This window comes from Janthinobacterium sp. JF4, from assembly GCF_059617925.1.
Genome location: NZ_JCAQAV010000020.1, coordinates 66214 through 82094, shown reverse-complemented (window position 1 = coordinate 82094; position 15881 = coordinate 66214). Strand labels below are relative to the sequence as shown.

Annotated in this window: 17 protein-coding genes; 10 read left to right on the top strand and 7 right to left on the bottom strand. The window is 59.9% G+C overall.

From position 1 onward, the window contains the following. Positions 1 to 137: 137 nt before the first annotated feature. From AC54AF_RS16255 to ygfZ, 3 genes are read right to left on the bottom strand one after another with little or no spacing between them, the layout of a single operon-like run. The gene (locus AC54AF_RS16255; RefSeq protein WP_496637377.1) at positions 138 to 875 is read right to left on the bottom strand and encodes an NRDE family protein; all 738 of its coding nucleotides are present in this window, start codon (positions 873 to 875) and stop codon (positions 138 to 140) included. Then, positions 866 to 1156 carry a DUF4936 family protein gene (locus AC54AF_RS16250; protein WP_131686504.1) on the bottom strand — a complete coding sequence of 97 codons (291 nt, stop codon included), beginning with the start codon at positions 1154 to 1156 and terminating at the stop codon, positions 866 to 868. The genes AC54AF_RS16255 and AC54AF_RS16250 overlap by 10 nt, the downstream gene beginning before the upstream one ends. Before the next feature lie 7 nt (positions 1157 to 1163). Beyond that, positions 1164 to 2270, bottom strand: coding sequence for a CAF17-like 4Fe-4S cluster assembly/insertion protein YgfZ (gene ygfZ, locus AC54AF_RS16245; protein ID WP_496637376.1), 1107 nt, complete (start codon positions 2268 to 2270; stop codon positions 1164 to 1166). A gap of 185 nt (positions 2271 to 2455) precedes the next feature. Between ygfZ and mltG the strand changes: the two genes are divergently transcribed. Genes mltG through AC54AF_RS16230 form a run of 3 tightly spaced genes read left to right on the top strand, consistent with a single transcriptional unit; the run spans position 2456 to position 5180 of the window. Continuing rightward, positions 2456 to 3442, top strand: a complete 987-nt coding sequence (gene mltG / locus AC54AF_RS16240) for an endolytic transglycosylase MltG (RefSeq protein ID WP_496637375.1) — start codon at positions 2456 to 2458, stop codon at positions 3440 to 3442. A gap of 52 nt (positions 3443 to 3494) precedes the next feature. Next, positions 3495 to 4136 (top strand): dTMP kinase, encoded by a 642-nt coding sequence (gene tmk / locus AC54AF_RS16235; RefSeq protein ID WP_496637374.1) that lies wholly within the window; start codon positions 3495 to 3497, stop codon positions 4134 to 4136. A 15-nt stretch (positions 4137 to 4151) separates the two neighbouring features. Beyond that, entirely contained in the window at positions 4152 to 5180 is a 1029-nt protein-coding gene (locus AC54AF_RS16230; RefSeq protein ID WP_496637373.1) for a DNA polymerase III subunit delta', read from the top strand. Between the two features lie 64 nt (positions 5181 to 5244). On the opposite strand, the gene AC54AF_RS16225 is transcribed toward AC54AF_RS16230, so the two are convergent. After that, complete coding sequence (locus AC54AF_RS16225; protein WP_496637372.1) at positions 5245 to 5610, bottom strand: hypothetical protein; 366 nt, start codon at positions 5608 to 5610, stop codon at positions 5245 to 5247. 314 nt (positions 5611 to 5924) lie between these two features. Between AC54AF_RS16225 and AC54AF_RS16220 the strand changes: the two genes are divergently transcribed. From AC54AF_RS16220 to AC54AF_RS16200, 5 genes are all read left to right on the top strand, one after another. Beyond that, the gene (locus tag AC54AF_RS16220) at positions 5925 to 6704 is read left to right on the top strand and encodes a TatD family hydrolase (protein ID WP_496637371.1); all 780 of its coding nucleotides are present in this window, start codon (positions 5925 to 5927) and stop codon (positions 6702 to 6704) included. Between the two features lie 16 nt (positions 6705 to 6720). Next, positions 6721 to 7371 carry an ankyrin repeat domain-containing protein gene (locus AC54AF_RS16215; RefSeq protein ID WP_496637370.1) on the top strand — a complete coding sequence of 217 codons (651 nt, stop codon included), beginning with the start codon at positions 6721 to 6723 and terminating at the stop codon, positions 7369 to 7371. A 270-nt stretch (positions 7372 to 7641) separates the two neighbouring features. Beyond that, positions 7642 to 8565, top strand: coding sequence for a class I SAM-dependent methyltransferase (locus AC54AF_RS16210; RefSeq protein WP_077404687.1), 924 nt, complete (start codon positions 7642 to 7644; stop codon positions 8563 to 8565). Positions 8566 to 8666: 101 nt separating this feature from the next. Continuing rightward, the gene (locus AC54AF_RS16205; protein ID WP_131686512.1) at positions 8667 to 8915 is read left to right on the top strand and encodes a hypothetical protein; all 249 of its coding nucleotides are present in this window, start codon (positions 8667 to 8669) and stop codon (positions 8913 to 8915) included. Positions 8916 to 9068: 153 nt separating this feature from the next. Next, positions 9069 to 9266 (top strand): hypothetical protein, encoded by a 198-nt coding sequence (locus tag AC54AF_RS16200; protein ID WP_131686513.1) that lies wholly within the window; start codon positions 9069 to 9071, stop codon positions 9264 to 9266. A 63-nt stretch (positions 9267 to 9329) separates the two neighbouring features. On the opposite strand, the gene AC54AF_RS16195 is transcribed toward AC54AF_RS16200, so the two are convergent. Further along, positions 9330 to 10448, bottom strand: coding sequence for a phospholipase A (locus tag AC54AF_RS16195; RefSeq protein ID WP_496637369.1), 1119 nt, complete (start codon positions 10446 to 10448; stop codon positions 9330 to 9332). 271 nt (positions 10449 to 10719) lie between these two features. Here AC54AF_RS16195 and fusA point away from each other — a divergent pair, with 271 nt between their 5' ends. Together fusA and AC54AF_RS16185 are read left to right on the top strand one after the other, a co-directional pair. Then, on the top strand, positions 10720 to 12822 hold the full coding sequence (gene fusA / locus AC54AF_RS16190) for an elongation factor G (protein ID WP_496637368.1): 2103 nt from the start codon (positions 10720 to 10722) through the stop codon (positions 12820 to 12822). Positions 12823 to 12894: 72 nt separating this feature from the next. Further along, complete coding sequence (locus AC54AF_RS16185; protein WP_496637367.1) at positions 12895 to 13425, top strand: SRPBCC family protein; 531 nt, start codon at positions 12895 to 12897, stop codon at positions 13423 to 13425. Positions 13426 to 13629: 204 nt separating this feature from the next. On the opposite strand, the gene AC54AF_RS16180 is transcribed toward AC54AF_RS16185, so the two are convergent. Both AC54AF_RS16180 and AC54AF_RS16175 read right to left on the bottom strand, forming a co-directional pair. Further along, positions 13630 to 14649: a GTP pyrophosphokinase gene (locus tag AC54AF_RS16180; protein WP_496637366.1), complete on the bottom strand. Its 1020-nt coding sequence runs from the start codon at positions 14647 to 14649 to the stop codon at positions 13630 to 13632. A 214-nt stretch (positions 14650 to 14863) separates the two neighbouring features. Beyond that, positions 14864 to 15781, bottom strand: coding sequence for an alpha/beta hydrolase (locus tag AC54AF_RS16175; protein WP_496637365.1), 918 nt, complete (start codon positions 15779 to 15781; stop codon positions 14864 to 14866). Positions 15782 to 15881 lie beyond the last annotated feature (100 nt).

Here is a 15881-nt window from a genome sequence, read left to right as displayed (position 1 = left end):
CGGATAGGGGAAGCTTGCATAGGTCGGATTAGCGCGCAGGAGGCGCGCGTAATCCGACATCGGGACGGCGGTGATGCAGGTTGAGGGCGCTGGTGTTGTCGGGTTACGCGCTTGCGCGCTAACCCGACCTACCCGACCTACTGGATCAGCAGTTCATGCAGTTCGCCGGGCGAGTCCGGGAACAGTTTCACGACGGTGGAGGTGCGCGTGCCGTAGCCTGGCGTTTCGATGCAGACGGCGGACAGCACGCGCTCGAGGTCGAGCGGCACGCCCGTGTCGGGCAGGCGGAAGTCGGGCGCGCGCGTGGTGTCGGCCAGCATGTCGAAATACGCTTCGTCGGGTGCGCCCTGGCACAGCAGGCTGGCGAACTGGGCCTTGGTCTTCAAGACTTTCGGCCACGGCGCGTCCAGCAGGGCGTTCGACAGGCCGTAGATGCCCGGCTCCAATGGCTGGCCATTGCGCGCATCGCCATCGCCCCGGTTGGAAAACCAGATCAGGGTGTCCGCGTCGCCCAGCACCAGATTGAAACCGTTGTAGGTGCCGCTGCCGGGGCGGATTTGCGCGACGTAATCTTGCGGCGACATGTCGCCGGCCAGATAGTCGGCCACCAGGGCGCCGCGCGAGGGGGCGTCCGGGTTGCGGTCTTGCGGGCTGCGGATATTCGTGATGGCGGCAAAGCGCGAACTGCCACTGCCGGCCTGGGTGATGCCCATCCAGCTGCCGCCCGCCTGCAGATCGCGGCCCGCATACACTTGCGGGTGCTCGGGCCAGGCGCCGGCAGGGGCGCTGGCGCGTTCATAGAATTCGTCGCGATTTGCGGCGGCAATCAGCGGGATGTGCGGATTGACTTTCCAGGCAAAAACGATCAGGCACATGGAGGCAAATCCATGAATACTTCCGTATGCCGCGCGCCCGCCGTCAACGATAGCAAGCCCGCCTCGTCGGCGGCAGTGGCCAGCAGTTCGGTAAAACCTTCGCCGACGACAGGATAGATTTCCATCCACGTCTGCAAGCCATCCTTGCTGTCCGGACGGCGCTTCAATTGCGGCGCCACGCCGGACGCGGCCGCCAGTTTTGACTGCAAGGCACGGACCCTGGCTTCCAGCGCCTGGGCGTGCTCTTCCTTCACTTGATAGTAAATGTACAAATCTTTCATGGCATTCTCACAAGTCGAGTGCGTCGAGCACGTAAGGCATGGGCAGGAACTGCACGGTGGCACCCTGGGCTGAGCCGTAGCGCACGGCACCGGCGGCGCTTGAACCTGCTTCGATCGCCCCCAGCTTCATTTCGACGAGGGCGTCGATGCCGCCGTCACCGTTGGGCGCCGCGTTGACGACCATGCCGCAAGGTTGCTCCGGGTCGCTGACGGTGTACAGTTCGCCGCCGGCCACTACCGAAGGATCGGCAATGCTGACGAGGGTGGTGCGGCGCTTGAGCTTGCCCAAATACTGGCTGCGCGCGACGATTTCCTGGCCCGGGTAGCAGCCTTTCTTGAAATTGACGCCGCCCAGCAGCTCGAAGTTGACCATTTGCGGCACGAACTGCTCTTGCGTGGCGGCCGTGATCTGCGGGATGCCCGCGTGGATGTCCGACAATTGCCAGGCGTCATTGCCGCCCTTGGCGAGCGTGCCGGCCAGCTGCGGCCACACGTCGCGCGCCGTGGCGGCCGACGTCAGCCATTCATAGCGGGCGCTTCCAAAGGCATCGGCCACGCGCAGCAGGGTGCCCAGCGGATGCTCGACCTTGCTGAACGGCGTGGCGGGCAGTGCGGGGAACCAGGCGGACAGGGCCGCGCTGGCTTGCTTGCCGCCGAGGCCCAGGATGACTTGATTGGCATCATCGCCGGATGCATCGTGCAGCTTGGCCTTGGCGCGCAGCACGAACATCTGCAGGCGCTTCTGGATGGCCGGCTGTATGGCGCGCGGCAATTGCAGATAAATGGTGGTGGCGTTGCGCCACATCAGGAAACTGGCCAGCAGCCGGCCCTTCGGCGTGCAGTAGCCGGCCAGGCGCACTTGCTCCAGGCTCAGGTGTTCCACGTCGTTGGTCAACTGGCCATGCAGGAAACTGGCTGCCTCGTCGCCGTTCAGGCCGATCAAGCCCTGGTCCGTGATGGCCGCGACAAAACCTTCTTGCAGCTGGGACACTGTCAGGGACTGGCCGAAATCGTGGATAGAGGCGGCGGCGATAGGGGCGGTGCTGTCAGGCGCGCCATCGGTGGCAACGGGGCGGCCGCCTTGTGCGGTTAAAAATTGATTCCAGTTATTCATAATTTCCATTAGATCAGCGATTAAGCATTATCATTACGGGTTCATTATAGTGATGTCGCGCAGATTGCGTCGGCAGCGGCAAGATTGCCAGTGTTGGCGCCGCTTTGCGCGCACTTGCTTCACAAATGAACGATCATAACAAGCGGACGTTGGCCATCAGCGCCCGCATCACAAGAATCGGAACAATGGCTTTCTTTAAAAAACTTGTAGTCAGCTCGGTCATCGCCGCCATCGGCGTCGGTGGTACTTTTGTGTACTGGGCGCAGCAGCCCATCACCACGGACGGCGAAGCGATCCCGTTTACGATCGCGCCGGGCAGCGGCGCGCATGCGGCCGGCCAGCAAATCGCGGACGCGGGCGTGCCCATCGTGCCCATCCTGTTCAACATGCTGGCGCGCATCGAAGGCAAGACCTCGAAGATCAAGGCCGGTTCCTACGAGTTGAAACCGGGCACCACGCCGCAGCGCCTGATCACACAACTGGCGCGCGGCGAGTTCGCGCAAGAGTCGCTGACCATCATCGAAGGCTGGACCTTCAAACAGATGCGCCTGGCCATGGCCAGCCATGCTGGCCTGAAGCACGATACCGTAGGCCTGTCCGACAAGGAACTGATGGCGAAAATCAGCCCGGAATATGTGCTGCCGGAAGGCTTGTTCTTCCCGGATACGTATCTGTTCGCCAAGGGCGCCAGCGAGATGCAGATTTTCAAGCAGGCGCACACGGCCATGATCGGGCGCCTGTCCGAAGCGTGGGACAAGCGCGATCCGGCCCTGCCATATAAGAATCCGTACGAGGCGCTGATCATGGCTTCCATCGTGGAAAAGGAAACGGGGCAAAAATCCGAGCGCGCCATGATCGCCGGCGTGTTCGTCAACCGCCTCAAGACGGGCATGCTGCTGCAGACGGACCCGACCGTGATCTATGGCATGGGCGACAACTACCAGGGCAAGATCCGCAAACGCGACCTCGAAGCGGACACCCCGTACAATACCTACACGCGCGGCGGCTTGCCGCCCACGCCGATCGCCCTGGCTGGCGCGCAATCGCTGACGGCGGCGCTGGCGCCGGCCCGCACGCAGGCGCTGTATTTCGTCGCGCGCGGCGACGGCACCAGCCAGTTCTCGGCCAACTTGCCCGACCATAACCGCGCCGTGAACCAGTACCAGCGGTAATTTCACCTGCTAATTTCACCTGCTAATTTCACCTGATTAAGTAAGAAGCTTCATGACACAACACTATCAACCCCGCTTCATCACCTTCGAAGGCATCGATGGCGCGGGCAAGTCGACGCATATCGGCTTTGTCGCCGACTACCTGCGGCAGCGGGGCGTGACCCTCGTCTCGTCGCGCGAACCGGGCGGCACCAGCCTGGGCGAAAAGCTGCGCGAACTGCTGCTGCATGAAAAAATGCATCTGGAAACGGAAGCCTTGCTGATGTTCGCCAGCCGCCGCGAACACATCGCGCAAGTCATCGCGCCGGCTCTGGAGCGGGGCGAGTGGGTCATTTCCGACCGCTTTACCGATGCCAGCTTCGCCTACCAGGGCGGCGGGCGCGGCATGGACTTGCGCAAGATGGAAGCGCTGGAGGCGTGGGTGCACCCGCATCTGCAGCCGGACCTGACGTTCCTGTTCGACGTGCCGCTGGACGTCGCCCGTGCCCGGCTGGACGCCACGCGTGCGCTCGACAAGTTCGAGCAGGAGCGATCGGACTTCTTTGCCGCCACGCGCAACGAGTATCTGCGCCGCGCGGCGCAGTTCCCTGGACGCTTCCGCATCATCGATTCCACACAAAGCATTGCCGATATTCAAGTGCAGCTCGCGCAGCTGCTTGATGTATTGCTTGAGCAAAGCGTTGCAACACGCTGATTTACAAAGAATAAAATGACCAGTTCTCTCTATCCGTGGCAACAGGACGCCTGGCAGCAGTTGCAAGCCTTGCGTCCGCGCATGCCGCACGCCATCCTGTTCCATGGCGCGCAAGGCATCGGCAAGGCCGACTTCATCGAGCATTTCGCGCAAGCCTTGCTGTGCGAAGACGTGCGCGCCGACGGCCATGCCTGCGGCGCCTGCGCCTCGTGCGGTTGGTTTAGCCAGGGCAACCATCCCGATTACCGCCGGGTCCGTCCGGAAGCGCTGGAGGACGAGGTAGCCGACGATGGCGATGAGGGCGATGGCGCGAAGAAAAGCGCCAAGACCAAGACGCCGTCGAAAGACATCAAGATCGAGCAGATCCGCAACCTGGCCGACTTCATGAACATCTCCACGCACCGGCAAGGCTTGCGCGTGGTGGTGCTGTACCCGGCCGAGGCGCTCAACACGCCGGCGTCGAACGCCTTGCTGAAGACACTGGAAGAGCCGCCGCCGGGCACTTTGTTCCTGCTGGCATCGAACAGCCTGGACCGATTGCTGCCGACGATATTGTCGCGTTGCCGCAAGTTCGCCTTGCCCATGCCCAGCCACGAGCAGGCCTTGACGTGGCTCAAGCAACAAGGCTTGAACGATGCGGACAGCTGGCTGCGCGAGCAGGGCGGCGCGCCGCTGGCCGCCTTGGCACAGTCCGAATCGGGTGGCCGCGAAGAAACGGAACAGTTGCTGCAGGTGCTGGCCAATCCCGGCGTGGAAGCGGCCCTGAAGGCGGCGGATAAATTGCAGAAAGCGCCGCTGGCGCCGCTGGTCGCTTCCTTGCAGCGCTGGCTGTACGACGTGTTTTCCGTCAAGCTGTCCGGCACCATCCGCTACTACCCGCGCCACCGGCGCGAGCTGGAAGCTTTGGCAGGACGCATCAACGTGAGCCGTCTGATGGCCGCCATCAAGGCGGCCAACGAACGCCGGGCGATTGCCGAACACCCCTTGTCGCCCAAGTTGTTCCTGGAAGACATGCTGCTCGATTACGCGTCAAGCTGTCAATGAAATCAAGGGCTTGTGCTATCAAGTTAATCCAGATTGTACGATTTTTTTGCCCGATTGGAATGGCTTAGCCGCAAGCGCGCGTGCAGCTGCGGTATTGCACGTCACAGGCATGCTGGCGTTCGGCGCGCCGGGCGCGGAAGGCCTCGGCTTCGGTCGGGCGCAGCTGCTGCGACTGGGCTCCCGCTTCTTTGCCTGCTGCAACATAGGGGTTGCTGCTCGCCTTCATCGACAGGATGGGCCTGCTATCGTTTTCCGTGGCGCCTTGCACGTGCGCGCGGCAATCCTGGCGCGCCGAGGCGCAGACGGGCTGGCACAGGCCGGCATCGGGGATGGCCTTGGGCGCATCGCGCTGGTTCTGCGCCTGCACCTGCGCAGGCGCTGTCAGGGCCAGGCAGGCCAGCAGTATCAAAGGGCCGGCAACTTTCAGCATGAACGCTCTCCATGGTTCCGCGCGCAACCCCATGGTTGCGCACCGGCAAGCCACTATACATCTTGATAACTTTTTTGCCTAGCGCGCCATGACCGTTTGCCACGCATGGCCCCCGGTGTTCCAGTCAAGGCACTGGACCGTGCGTGAAACGGGTCACTGGCATCGGCGGCATCTTCTTCCACGCGCAAGACCCGGCCGGAGCTGTGGCAGCCGCCTGTGGGGCAGTAGGCGAACCACGCGCGAGTCGTCAAGGGCAGGACGGATTTGCGCCTTGCCCCTGCCAGTTTTCCCGTGCTCCGGTACAATCCCGCCTTATGTATATCGATTCCCATTGCCATATCAATTTCCCCGAGCTGGCTGCTCGCATGCCCGAGATCCTCGCCAAGATGGCCGAGAACAAGGTGACCCATGCCCTGTGCGTGTCCGTCGACTTGCCGGACTTTCCACAAGTGCTGGCCCTGGCCGAGCAGTATCCGCATATTCTTGCTTCCGTCGGCGTGCATCCCGACTACGAAGACACGCCTGAACCGTCCGTGGAAGACCTGGTGCGTCTGGCTGACCATCCGAAGATCATCGCCATCGGCGAGACGGGCCTCGACTATTTCCGCCTGACGGGCGACCTCGAGTGGCAGCGCGAGCGTTTCCGCACGCACATCAAAGCGTCAAGAATCACGCGCAAGCCCTTGATTATTCACACCAGAGCGGCCAGTGTAGATACCATCCGCATCATGCGCGAAGAGGGCGCGGGCGTGGCCGACGGCGGCGTGGCCGGCGTCATGCATTGCTTTACCGAATCCCTCGAAGTGGCGCGCGCCGCCATCGACATGGGTTTCTATATTTCCTTTTCCGGCATCGTCACGTTCAAGAGCGCGAAGGACTTGCAGGCCGTGGCCCTGGAAGTGCCGCTCGAGCGCATCCTGATCGAGACGGATTCGCCGTACCTGGCGCCCGTGCCGTTCCGCGGCCGCATGAACGAGCCCGGCTATGTGGCCCACGTGGCGGAATACCTGTCGACCCTGAAAGGCATTCCTCTGGCCCAGGTGGCACAGCAGACGACGGATAATTTCTTCAAGTTATTCACTCAGTTGCCATAACTTCTTAAGGTTATACATGATGAAAAAACTCGCCCTGGCGATGCTGCTGTGCAGCGCCACCGCCAGCTACGCGGCGCCGGAACCGGACGCTTTCTTCCGCGCCGTGTCCGTCAATAATGTCAGCGGCGTGCGCAGCATGTTGCTTGAGGGCATGAATCCGAACCTGCCTGACGCGCAGCGGGGCGACATTCCCCTCGTGCTGGCCTTGCGCGACGATGCGGACCGGGTTTTCCAGGTGCTGCTCGATGCTCCCGGCATCGACCTGGAAGCCCGCTCAGCCAATGGCAACACGGCGCTGATGATGGCCGCATACAAGCACAAGCGGGACGCCGTGAACGCCTTGCTGGCCAAGGGTGCCAAGGTCAACCAGAGCGGCTGGACGGCGCTCCACTATGCGGCCTCGGCGGGCGACTTGCCCATCATGAAGATATTGCTCGACCGTGACGCCGTGGTCGATGCGCGCGCGCCCGCCAACGTCACGCCGCTGATGTTTGCCGCCCGCGAAGGACAGGAGGGCGCCGTCAAGCTGCTGCTGTCCTGGGGCGCGGACGCCAGCCTGAAAAGCGGCCATGGCTGGACGGCCGTGCAGTTCGCCCAGGCAGGCGACAAGCCCGGCGTGGTCGCCATCATCGACGCGGCACAGAAGGCGCGCGCGGCACGTAAATAAGTACCTGCAAGTGGTGTATTAGTTTCAATACTTTCCATGCCAGCGCTGAAACTGGCATGGAATTGCCTCTCACCTCAGCCCTTTGTTCTCCTTGCCGATTAACGATAATGGTCGTGTCGCATTAATCAGGAGATACGTCGCATGGGTCATCACATCACCGTCAGGCGCCGGCTGTATTGTCGCCGCCCCTCGCGCAGCCCGTGCGATATCACTGCTTTCTGGAATGACAAAACCGATCGGCCATCGGAGCCAGACTCCAAGAGGACAGACATGCTGAATGAACGAGAAATCGAGAGTTGTTACCTGGGGCAATTTATCCCCGTCCATTACCATCACAATATGTTGATGGACCAGAACCGCATGCACGGGTTCAAGTCGGCGATCGATTACGCGGTAAAGCCCGGCATGAAGGTGCTGGAACTGGGCGGCGGCACGGGCGTGCTGTCGTGGTTTGCGGCCGCCCGCGCCGACAAGGTGTGGTGCGTGGAGTTCAATCCGGACATGGTCAAGGAAGCGCGCAAGATGCTGGCGCTCAATCCCAACGGTGAAAAAGTCGAAGTCGTCCACGCGGACGCCTTCGAATACCTGCCGCCCGAGCCTGTCGATGTGGTCATCTGCGAAATGATCCATGTCGGCATGCTGCGCGAAAAGCAGGTGGAAGTGATCGAATCGTTCAAGCGCCGCTACCTGGCCCGTTTTGGCGGCCCGCTGCCCATCTTCCTGCCCGAAGCCGTCATCATGGCCGTGCAGCCGATGCAGCAGGAATACGATTTCGAAGGCTTTTATGCGCCCATCGTGCAATTCCAGGAAACCACGGCCATTCATCCTGGCGTGCAGGAACTGGCGCCGCCTTCCGTGTACAGCATCATCGACTTCAGCCAGCCGACGGACAGCGTGTTCGGTTTCGACGGCAAGTTCGTCGTCGAGCGCAGCGGCACCCTGAACGCCTTGCGTTTCGTCACCAAGAACATCCTGGCCGTGGTGCCCGAGCGTTCGACCACCATCGACTGGCTGAACCACTACATGTGCTTGCCGCTGGCCACGCCGGTCGCCGTGAAGGCGGGCGACGTGCTGCAAGTGAGTTTCCAGTACCGCGCCGGCGGCTCGATCCCGTCGCTGGAAGCGTCGATCCGCGCGCAGGTGATCTACGATGTCAATTTGCAACCGGTGGTACAGAACGCCGTCTACGCGTAAGTATCATTGAATGTAAAGGCAACGCCGCAGCGATTTCGTCCTGCGGCGTTTGTCCATTCAGGGTATATTTCGTCTTTTACCCACTGGACAGCTTTACTATCATGGAACAGATCGATCAGCGTTACCTCGTGCAACAGAACAAAATCAGCGATGGCGAGACCAGGCCACCCGTGTTTGCCAAGGTAATGCGCAGCAAGGAAGGCGTGTTTGAAGGCGTGTCCTTCATCAAGTCGAAGGACAAGGCCACCGTCATGACCATCGACGATGCGAACCAGGCCATCAAATGGGCCACCAACAAGAAGCCGAACGCGCATGAATACATCACGAAAGTGATTTGCGTCGGCCAGTAAGTCCCCGTTCATTCCCGTTTTTGCACCGTTCATCCCCGCAGCACGCAGTTCATCGCATGGCCGTTGCCGCCGTGGCGGCGCTTGACTATAGTGCTGTCACGGTAGCGGGGCAAGCACGGCTTGCTCCGCACATTTCATTTGAGGGGGAACGCGATGCCGGGATTCGTGCTGTGGCTGCTGCTCTTGCTGGTGTGCTGGCCCCTGGCCTTGCTGGCCCTTGTGCTGTATCCGCTGGCCTGGCTGCTGTTGCTGCCATTCCGCCTGATCGGCATCGGCGTGGAAGGCGTGTTCGAATTGCTGCGCGCCATCGTCATGCTGCCGGCGCGCGTGCTGGGCGGCGGCCGGCGCTGAACCCGATATTTCCCATAAAAAATGGCGCCCTCGGCGCCATTGTCGTTTCTGCCACCGTGCCGCTTACAGGTCGACCATGAAACCGGCGCCGATCGATTTCTGCGAATAGTTGTAGTCGATCAAGCTCTGGCCATAGCCGGAGAACAGTTGCAGATAGCCTTTCAGGTTGGCCTTCAATGGGAAAGCCCAGCTTGCCTGCATGGAGCCATGCTTCTTGCTGAAATTGCGGCGGGCCGTCACGGCATACTCGTGCCCCTTGTTGCGGTAGCTCACGCGCAAATCGCCATGCCCCATGTAATCGATGATGTCGATATTATCATTGTCGGACTTGCCATTGTCGAGGCGGTGCCAGACGCGCGTCGTGACGGCCAGATTGTCTTTTTCCACGCCCAGCTCGGCATACACGCGGTTCCAGCTGCGCGACAGGGTCGACGTCTGGCCATTCGACTGGTGCACCATGCCCAAGTTCAGGTAATTGAACTCCAGGCCCGCGAAATGCTTGTTGATCGGCAAGATCAGCATCAGTTCCGGCTGGTAATTGGTCTCGCGGAACGGGCTCGAGGCCTTGCGGTTGTACGCCTGCCAGAAGCTTTGCTGCGTGTAGCCGAACCACATGTCGATGGGCGTGCCGGCGATGTCTTCCAGCAGCTTCATCTTGAAGCTCAGCTGGAATGTCAGTTCCACGTGCTGGCTCTTGACGCCGCCTGGCGTGAAATCCTGGAACGGCTCGTCGTTCGAGGCGTTGCTGTAGTTGGCCAGCAGCAGATAGGTGTCGCGGTGCGGGCGGAAGTTGAACAGGCCGCGCTTCGAGGCGTCGTTGAGTTCCCACGATTGCTGCGTGCGCGAAATCGGCGTTTCCGGTGGCGCGGAGCCAGCCTGCGCGATGGCGGGAATGGCGGCGTTGACGGCGTCCGGCGTGGCCACGCCCGGCGGGCTGACAAACGTCAGGGGGGCGACCTCGGCCGCCGCTGCCAGGGTCACTGCCGCCGTGGCGGAATCACCACCCGCGGCGATGGTGGCCTTTTCCGCCGCCTTGGCCAGGGTGTCGAAGCAGCCCAAGCGGGCGCTGGCGTCGCCAAGCACGGCGCAACGCTGCATTTGTTGTTCCAGTTCGCCGGCCATGGCCAGCGCCGGCGAAGCCAGCAGGGAGGAGAGGATTATTTTTCTTAGTTGGATAGTCATAGGCTGTGTGGGGCATTCGTTCGGTGCGCACCTGGGCTGCATGCCGGCGGCGTCGCCTTACACGATAAATTACCGTGCGTCTTGATGCTGATTAATCTTTACTGGATTAATGGATGTCGAAGTATAGCGGAATACCTTGTTTATCCTCTGTCCCAGACGTGTGTGCGGCGTGCAGTGTTGTGCGCTTGGTAAACGGCCCGTTGCCGTGCCGCCCAAATCGATGTCTGCTACACTGAAAAACCGGATGCAGAGGCTAGCCATGGAGATTGTGATGACCCGCAAAACACCTATCGAGCGCTACCGCAACATCGGCATCAGCGCCCATATCGACGCCGGCAAGACCACCACCACCGAGCGCATCCTGTTCTATACGGGGGTCAATCACAAGATCGGCGAGGTGCACAATGGCGCCGCCACCATGGACTGGATGGAGCAGGAGCAGGAACGGGGCATCACCATCACCTCGGCCGCCACCACGGCCTTCTGGAAAGGCATGGCGGGCAACTTCCCCGAACACCGCATCAACATCATCGACACGCCCGGCCACGTGGACTTCACGATTGAAGTCGAACGCTCGATGCGCGTGCTCGACGGCGCCGTGATGGTCTACGACGCCGTCGGCGGCGTGCAGCCGCAATCGGAAACTGTCTGGCGGCAAGCCAACAAGTATCACGTGCCGCGCATCGCCTTCATCAACAAGATGGACCGGGTGGGGGCCGACTTCCTGCGCGTGCGCCAGCAGATCGCCGAACGCCTGAAAGGCGTGGCCGTGCCCATCCAGCTGCCGGTCGGCGCCGAAGAGCATTTCACGGGCGTGATCGACCTGTTGAAAATGCGCGCCATTACCTGGGACGACGCCAGCCAGGGCGTGCAGTTCAGCTATGGCGAGATTCCCGCCAGCTTGCTGCCGCAGGCGCAGGAGTGGCATGAGCACCTGGTCGAGCAGGCGGCCGAGGCGAGCTTCGAGTTGACGGAACGCTACCTGAATGGCGACACGTTCACGGAAGCGGAGCTGAAACAGGCTCTGCGCGCGCGCACCATCCGTAACGAGATCGTGCCCATGCTGTGCGGTAGCGCCTTCAAGAACAAGGGCGTGCAGGCGATGCTGGATGCCGTCATCGAATACCTGCCGTCGCCGATGGAAGTGCCGCCCATCATGGGTCACGACGAGCACGACAACGAGGTGGAGCGCCACCCGACGGACGAAGAGCACTTTGCCGCGCTGGCCTTCAAGATCATGACGGACCCGTTCGTGGGGCAGTTGACCTTCTTCCGCGTGTATTCGGGCGTGGTCAATTCGGGCGACATGGTGTACAACCCCACCAAGAGCGCGCGCGAACGGCTGGGACGCATCCTGCAGATGCATGCGAACGAGCGCAAGGAAATCAAGGAAGTGTATGCGGGCGACATCGCCGCCGCCGTGGGCCTGAAGGCCGTCACCACGGGCGACACCCTGTGCGCCATCGATCACATCATCGTGCTGGAAAAGATGATTTTCCCGGAACCGGTGATTTCCCAGGCGGTCGAACCAAAGACCAAGGCTGACCAGGAAAAGATGGGCATCGCCCTGAACCGCCTGGCGCAGGAGGACCCGTCGTTCAAGGTGCATACGGACGAGGAGTCGGGCCAGACCATCATGTCGGGCATGGGCGAATTGCACCTGGAAATTCTAGTGGACCGCATGCGGCGCGAATTCGGCGTGGAAGCCAATGTCGGCAAGCCGCAGGTGGCGTACCGCGAAACCATCACGCGCGCGGTGGAAGACGTGGAGGGCAAGTTCGTCAAGCAATCAGGCGGACGGGGCCAGTACGGCCACGTGGTGCTCAAGCTCGAACCTCTGCCGCCAGGCACGGGCTATCAGTTCGTCGACGCCATCAAGGGCGGCGTGGTGCCGCGCGAATTCATCCCCGCCGTCGACAAGGGCATCGCCGAAACCTTGAAGGCCGGCGTGCTGGCCGGCTACCCGGTGGTGGACGTGAAGGCCACCTTGACGTTCGGCTCCTACCACGACGTCGATTCGAATGAAAACGCGTTCCGCATGGCTGGCTCCATCGCCTTCAAGGATGGCATGCGCAAGGCCCATCCCGTGCTGCTGGAACCGATGATGCAGGTGGAGGCGGAAACGCCGGAAGAGTTCATGGGCAACGTCATGGGCGACTTGACGGCGCGGCGCGGCATGGTGCAGGGCGTCGACGACATCCCCGGCGGCGCGGGGCGCATCGTCAAGGCCCTGGTGCCGCTGGCCGAAATGTTCGGCTATTCCACCACCCTGCGCTCATTGACCCAGGGCCGGGCCACCTATACGATGGAATTCAAGCACTATGCGGCCGTGCCCAAGCATATATTGGACCAGGTGGCGGGGAAGGCGAAGTAGGCTCAAGGGGCCAGGTTGGCGGCTGCCGCCAGTTGCCGCTGCAACTTGACCGCATCAACACAGGGAGACAGCATGACGACGGAAAACCAGAAGCAGGAAGGACAGCACCGCGACAGCAGCGACTTTGTCATCACGCAAACTTTCGACGCGCCGCGCGAACTGGTGTTTCAATCGTGGGTGGAGCCGGAGCGCCTGGCCCAGTGGTGGGGGCCTGTCGGCTTCGAATTGAGCGTGCTGGCGCTGGACTTGCAGCCGGGCGGCATTTTCCACTACGGCATGCGCGCCGACAATGGCTATGAGATGTGGGGCAAGTTTACCTACCAGTCCATTGATGCGCCGGACAGGATCGTGTCCATCCTGTCGTTTGCGGACAAGCAGGGCAATGCCGTGCAGCATCCGGTCAGCGCCACCTGGCCACTGGAATCGTTCAATACCATGACGCTCACGGAGGAAAACGGCAAGACGACGATGACGTTGCGGTCGACGCCGCATAAGGCCACGGATGAGCAGCATCGGACTTTCCTGGAAGGGCATGAGTCGATGAGGCAAGGGTTCAAGGCGACGTTCGGCCAGTTGGCACAATACCTGGCGCGTGTTCAGTGATTGTATTGTTTTGAACGGCGGGCCAGAGCCGCGGGCCTGAGAAAATGTCCATGGCTGCGTTGCTTGGGCTCGCCGTACATGCGTACTGTCTTCGCCCGCGCGCCTTGCCCTGGCCATTTTTCAGGCCCGCTGGGCCCGGGGAATCCTATTTAACTGTATAGCGGCTGGATATTATATTTTATATTTATATTTATATTTTATATTTTATTTTACCAGATGTGAGAACTCACTGACTCGCTTTATGGAAAATTTATGCCCCCGGAATTCAAGATAATCTTTATCGGTAAACTCCAACGCTCCTCGAACAAATCCAACTCCAACATACTCTCCAGGTTCATGCTCAAATGGATCCTGAGGTGGGTATTTCCTTTCGCTAGCCATAACGGCATCCCAGGCTTTATTAATGGCATCGTCAATATTTTTTAATTTAACGTATCCAAATTTATTTAATTCTTCCAAAAGGTCGGCAGCAGATTCCTTGGAGGATGTATTTCTTTTTGGGAATTTCCATGCCATGTACCCAAGTAAGCTATCAAGATTAATGTCAGCCTCAAGTGATAGTTGAGAATCTGAATTAATTGAAATTTTTAATTTATTTTGATAATCAATCCGTGCATAATTTATATTTTCAAATTGATCATCTGCGGTCTCAAACATGCCTGAGAGTGCATGTAGCTTTCGTTTCAATTCATTAGGGATATCTTCTTCATGCTTGTATGATAAGTGATGGGCAACAATTGCCCAGGCATCTTGAAGAATTGTTCGAATTTGGATTTCACATCGAATTCCTCTCAGATCGTCATACCTTGCTCCCGCATGCTGTTCCTTTAAACCAACTATATAGTGAAGAGCGCCATAGCCAAATCTCTCTACGCCCTGATCATTAATCTTATCGACCTTTTCATGAATTTCAAATTCATCTTCGATAAGTCTTTCTAATTTAATCTTATCGGAAGTGTATAGAAAAACGATCCTAACCCCGGCTAGGTCTGTAATTTCTGCCAGCGGATTTTTATATGTTTTTCTTTCTATTTTCTCGCAAAAACTAGCAAGGGTTTTTGCTCTGGCACTGATATGTCCAACTTCAATGCCTAAAACCCGAATTTTATTTTCAACAATATACTTTACCTCATCGCAAAGTCGATCATGCATAGGGAGTAAGTCGTAATAGCTGCGAATTATCTCTGGACTTTCTTTCCATATTGTATTTAATGGGCTATCCAATTTTTATCCCTATATTAAAATTTTTAATAGTAAAGCACTGGTTGGGTGCAGACTCTACAGAATGTAAAATTCTGAAAAAAATTTCTACTTTGTGATCTTTTAAATGGTTTTGATAATTATTTTCTATCGCAAAATTTTCTTGTAGTCTCAACGAACTTCAAAATTTATGCAAGCTCAATTTTTCGGTAAGGGTATGCACGTCAATTCTTGACAATTAATTAGACTTTTCCTGCAAATCCATCCCCAGCATCCCCCGCACCACCGGCAAAATCATCGTCCAAGCCTTCGACGTCGCCGCAATCTCGTCATAATGACTGGCCCCCGGCAAAATCAGCACCTCCGCATGGTCGCCGGCCTTGATTGCCCTGGCAGCATAGTCGTGCGCGACTCTGGGGGGGGAGATGGTGTCGAGCTCGCCTGTGATCAGGACGGTGCGGCTGCCGTTGGGGATCAGGTCGGCGGCGTTGGTGTCGCTGTAGATGTCGGGGCGCTCAGTGCTGGCGCTGCCTGCCAGCTGGGCGATGTCGCGCTCGCAGCTGGTCTTGATCAAGTCCTTTTCGTGGCGCAGGTCGGCCAGGCCGCCCAGGCTGAGGATATTCTTGATCGGCAGGAACTTGTCGCGGTACAGGGGGCTGGTCTTCGGCAGCTTTTCCCTGCCGGCGATCCATTGCACCAGCTGGCCGCCGGCCGAGTGGCCCATGGCGAGGATGCGGCCAGTGTCGAGCTGGTACTGCTCTGCGTGCCGTTGCAGGCTGCCCAGCGCCGCGTGCATGTCTTCGTAGGTGCCCGGATAGCCGCCGCCCGGCTCGTCGACGCGCCGGTATTCCACATTCCACACGGCGATGCCTTGCGCCACGAGGGCGCCGGCCACGTTGCGCATTTGCTTGATGCCACCGAAGGCCACCGTCCAGCAGCCGCCATGCACGAGCACGGCGACGGGGAACGGTCCGCCGCCTTCGGGCCGGAACAGCTGCGCGTATTGCGAAGGCGCGGGGCCATAGGCGATCTGCGCCGTGGGGGCGGGGCCGTTCAGGGCCAGGTAGTCGTCCAGGCTCATGGGGGCGGCGACGGCGCCGTGGACGCAGGCGTGCAGGGCGGTGGCGATCAGGGAGGGCGGCAAGGAAGTAGGCATGCTGGGATTGGCTTGAGAAGAGAGCAACACTTTAGCATAGGGTCGCGTGGACGCGGAGATCAAGCGGCGCGCTGTTTTCCTCCTGCAAGAGGGGTGCCCC

Bases quoted from the DNA above. Each gene is read 5' to 3' on its own strand.
- AC54AF_RS16255 (WP_496637377.1), bottom strand. From the start codon at position 875: ATGTGCCTGATCGTTTTTGCCTGGAAAGTCAATCCGCACATCCCGCTG.
- AC54AF_RS16250 (WP_131686504.1), bottom strand. From the start codon at position 1,156: ATGAAAGATTTGTACATTTACTATCAAGTGAAGGAAGAGCACGCCCAG.
- ygfZ (WP_496637376.1), bottom strand. From the start codon at position 2,270: ATGAATAACTGGAATCAATTTTTAACCGCACAAGGCGGCCGCCCCGTT.
- mltG (WP_496637375.1), top strand. From the start codon at position 2,456: ATGGCTTTCTTTAAAAAACTTGTAGTCAGCTCGGTCATCGCCGCCATC.
- tmk (WP_496637374.1), top strand. From the start codon at position 3,495: ATGACACAACACTATCAACCCCGCTTCATCACCTTCGAAGGCATCGAT.
- AC54AF_RS16230 (WP_496637373.1), top strand. From the start codon at position 4,152: ATGACCAGTTCTCTCTATCCGTGGCAACAGGACGCCTGGCAGCAGTTG.
- AC54AF_RS16225 (WP_496637372.1), bottom strand. From the start codon at position 5,610: ATGCTGAAAGTTGCCGGCCCTTTGATACTGCTGGCCTGCCTGGCCCTG.
- AC54AF_RS16220 (WP_496637371.1), top strand. From the start codon at position 5,925: ATGTATATCGATTCCCATTGCCATATCAATTTCCCCGAGCTGGCTGCT.
- AC54AF_RS16215 (WP_496637370.1), top strand. From the start codon at position 6,721: ATGATGAAAAAACTCGCCCTGGCGATGCTGCTGTGCAGCGCCACCGCC.
- AC54AF_RS16210 (WP_077404687.1), top strand. From the start codon at position 7,642: ATGCTGAATGAACGAGAAATCGAGAGTTGTTACCTGGGGCAATTTATC.
- AC54AF_RS16205 (WP_131686512.1), top strand. From the start codon at position 8,667: ATGGAACAGATCGATCAGCGTTACCTCGTGCAACAGAACAAAATCAGC.
- AC54AF_RS16200 (WP_131686513.1), top strand. From the start codon at position 9,069: ATGCCGGGATTCGTGCTGTGGCTGCTGCTCTTGCTGGTGTGCTGGCCC.
- AC54AF_RS16195 (WP_496637369.1), bottom strand. From the start codon at position 10,448: ATGACTATCCAACTAAGAAAAATAATCCTCTCCTCCCTGCTGGCTTCG.
- fusA (WP_496637368.1), top strand. From the start codon at position 10,720: ATGACCCGCAAAACACCTATCGAGCGCTACCGCAACATCGGCATCAGC.
- AC54AF_RS16185 (WP_496637367.1), top strand. From the start codon at position 12,895: ATGACGACGGAAAACCAGAAGCAGGAAGGACAGCACCGCGACAGCAGC.
- AC54AF_RS16175 (WP_496637365.1), bottom strand. From the start codon at position 15,781: ATGCCTACTTCCTTGCCGCCCTCCCTGATCGCCACCGCCCTGCACGCC.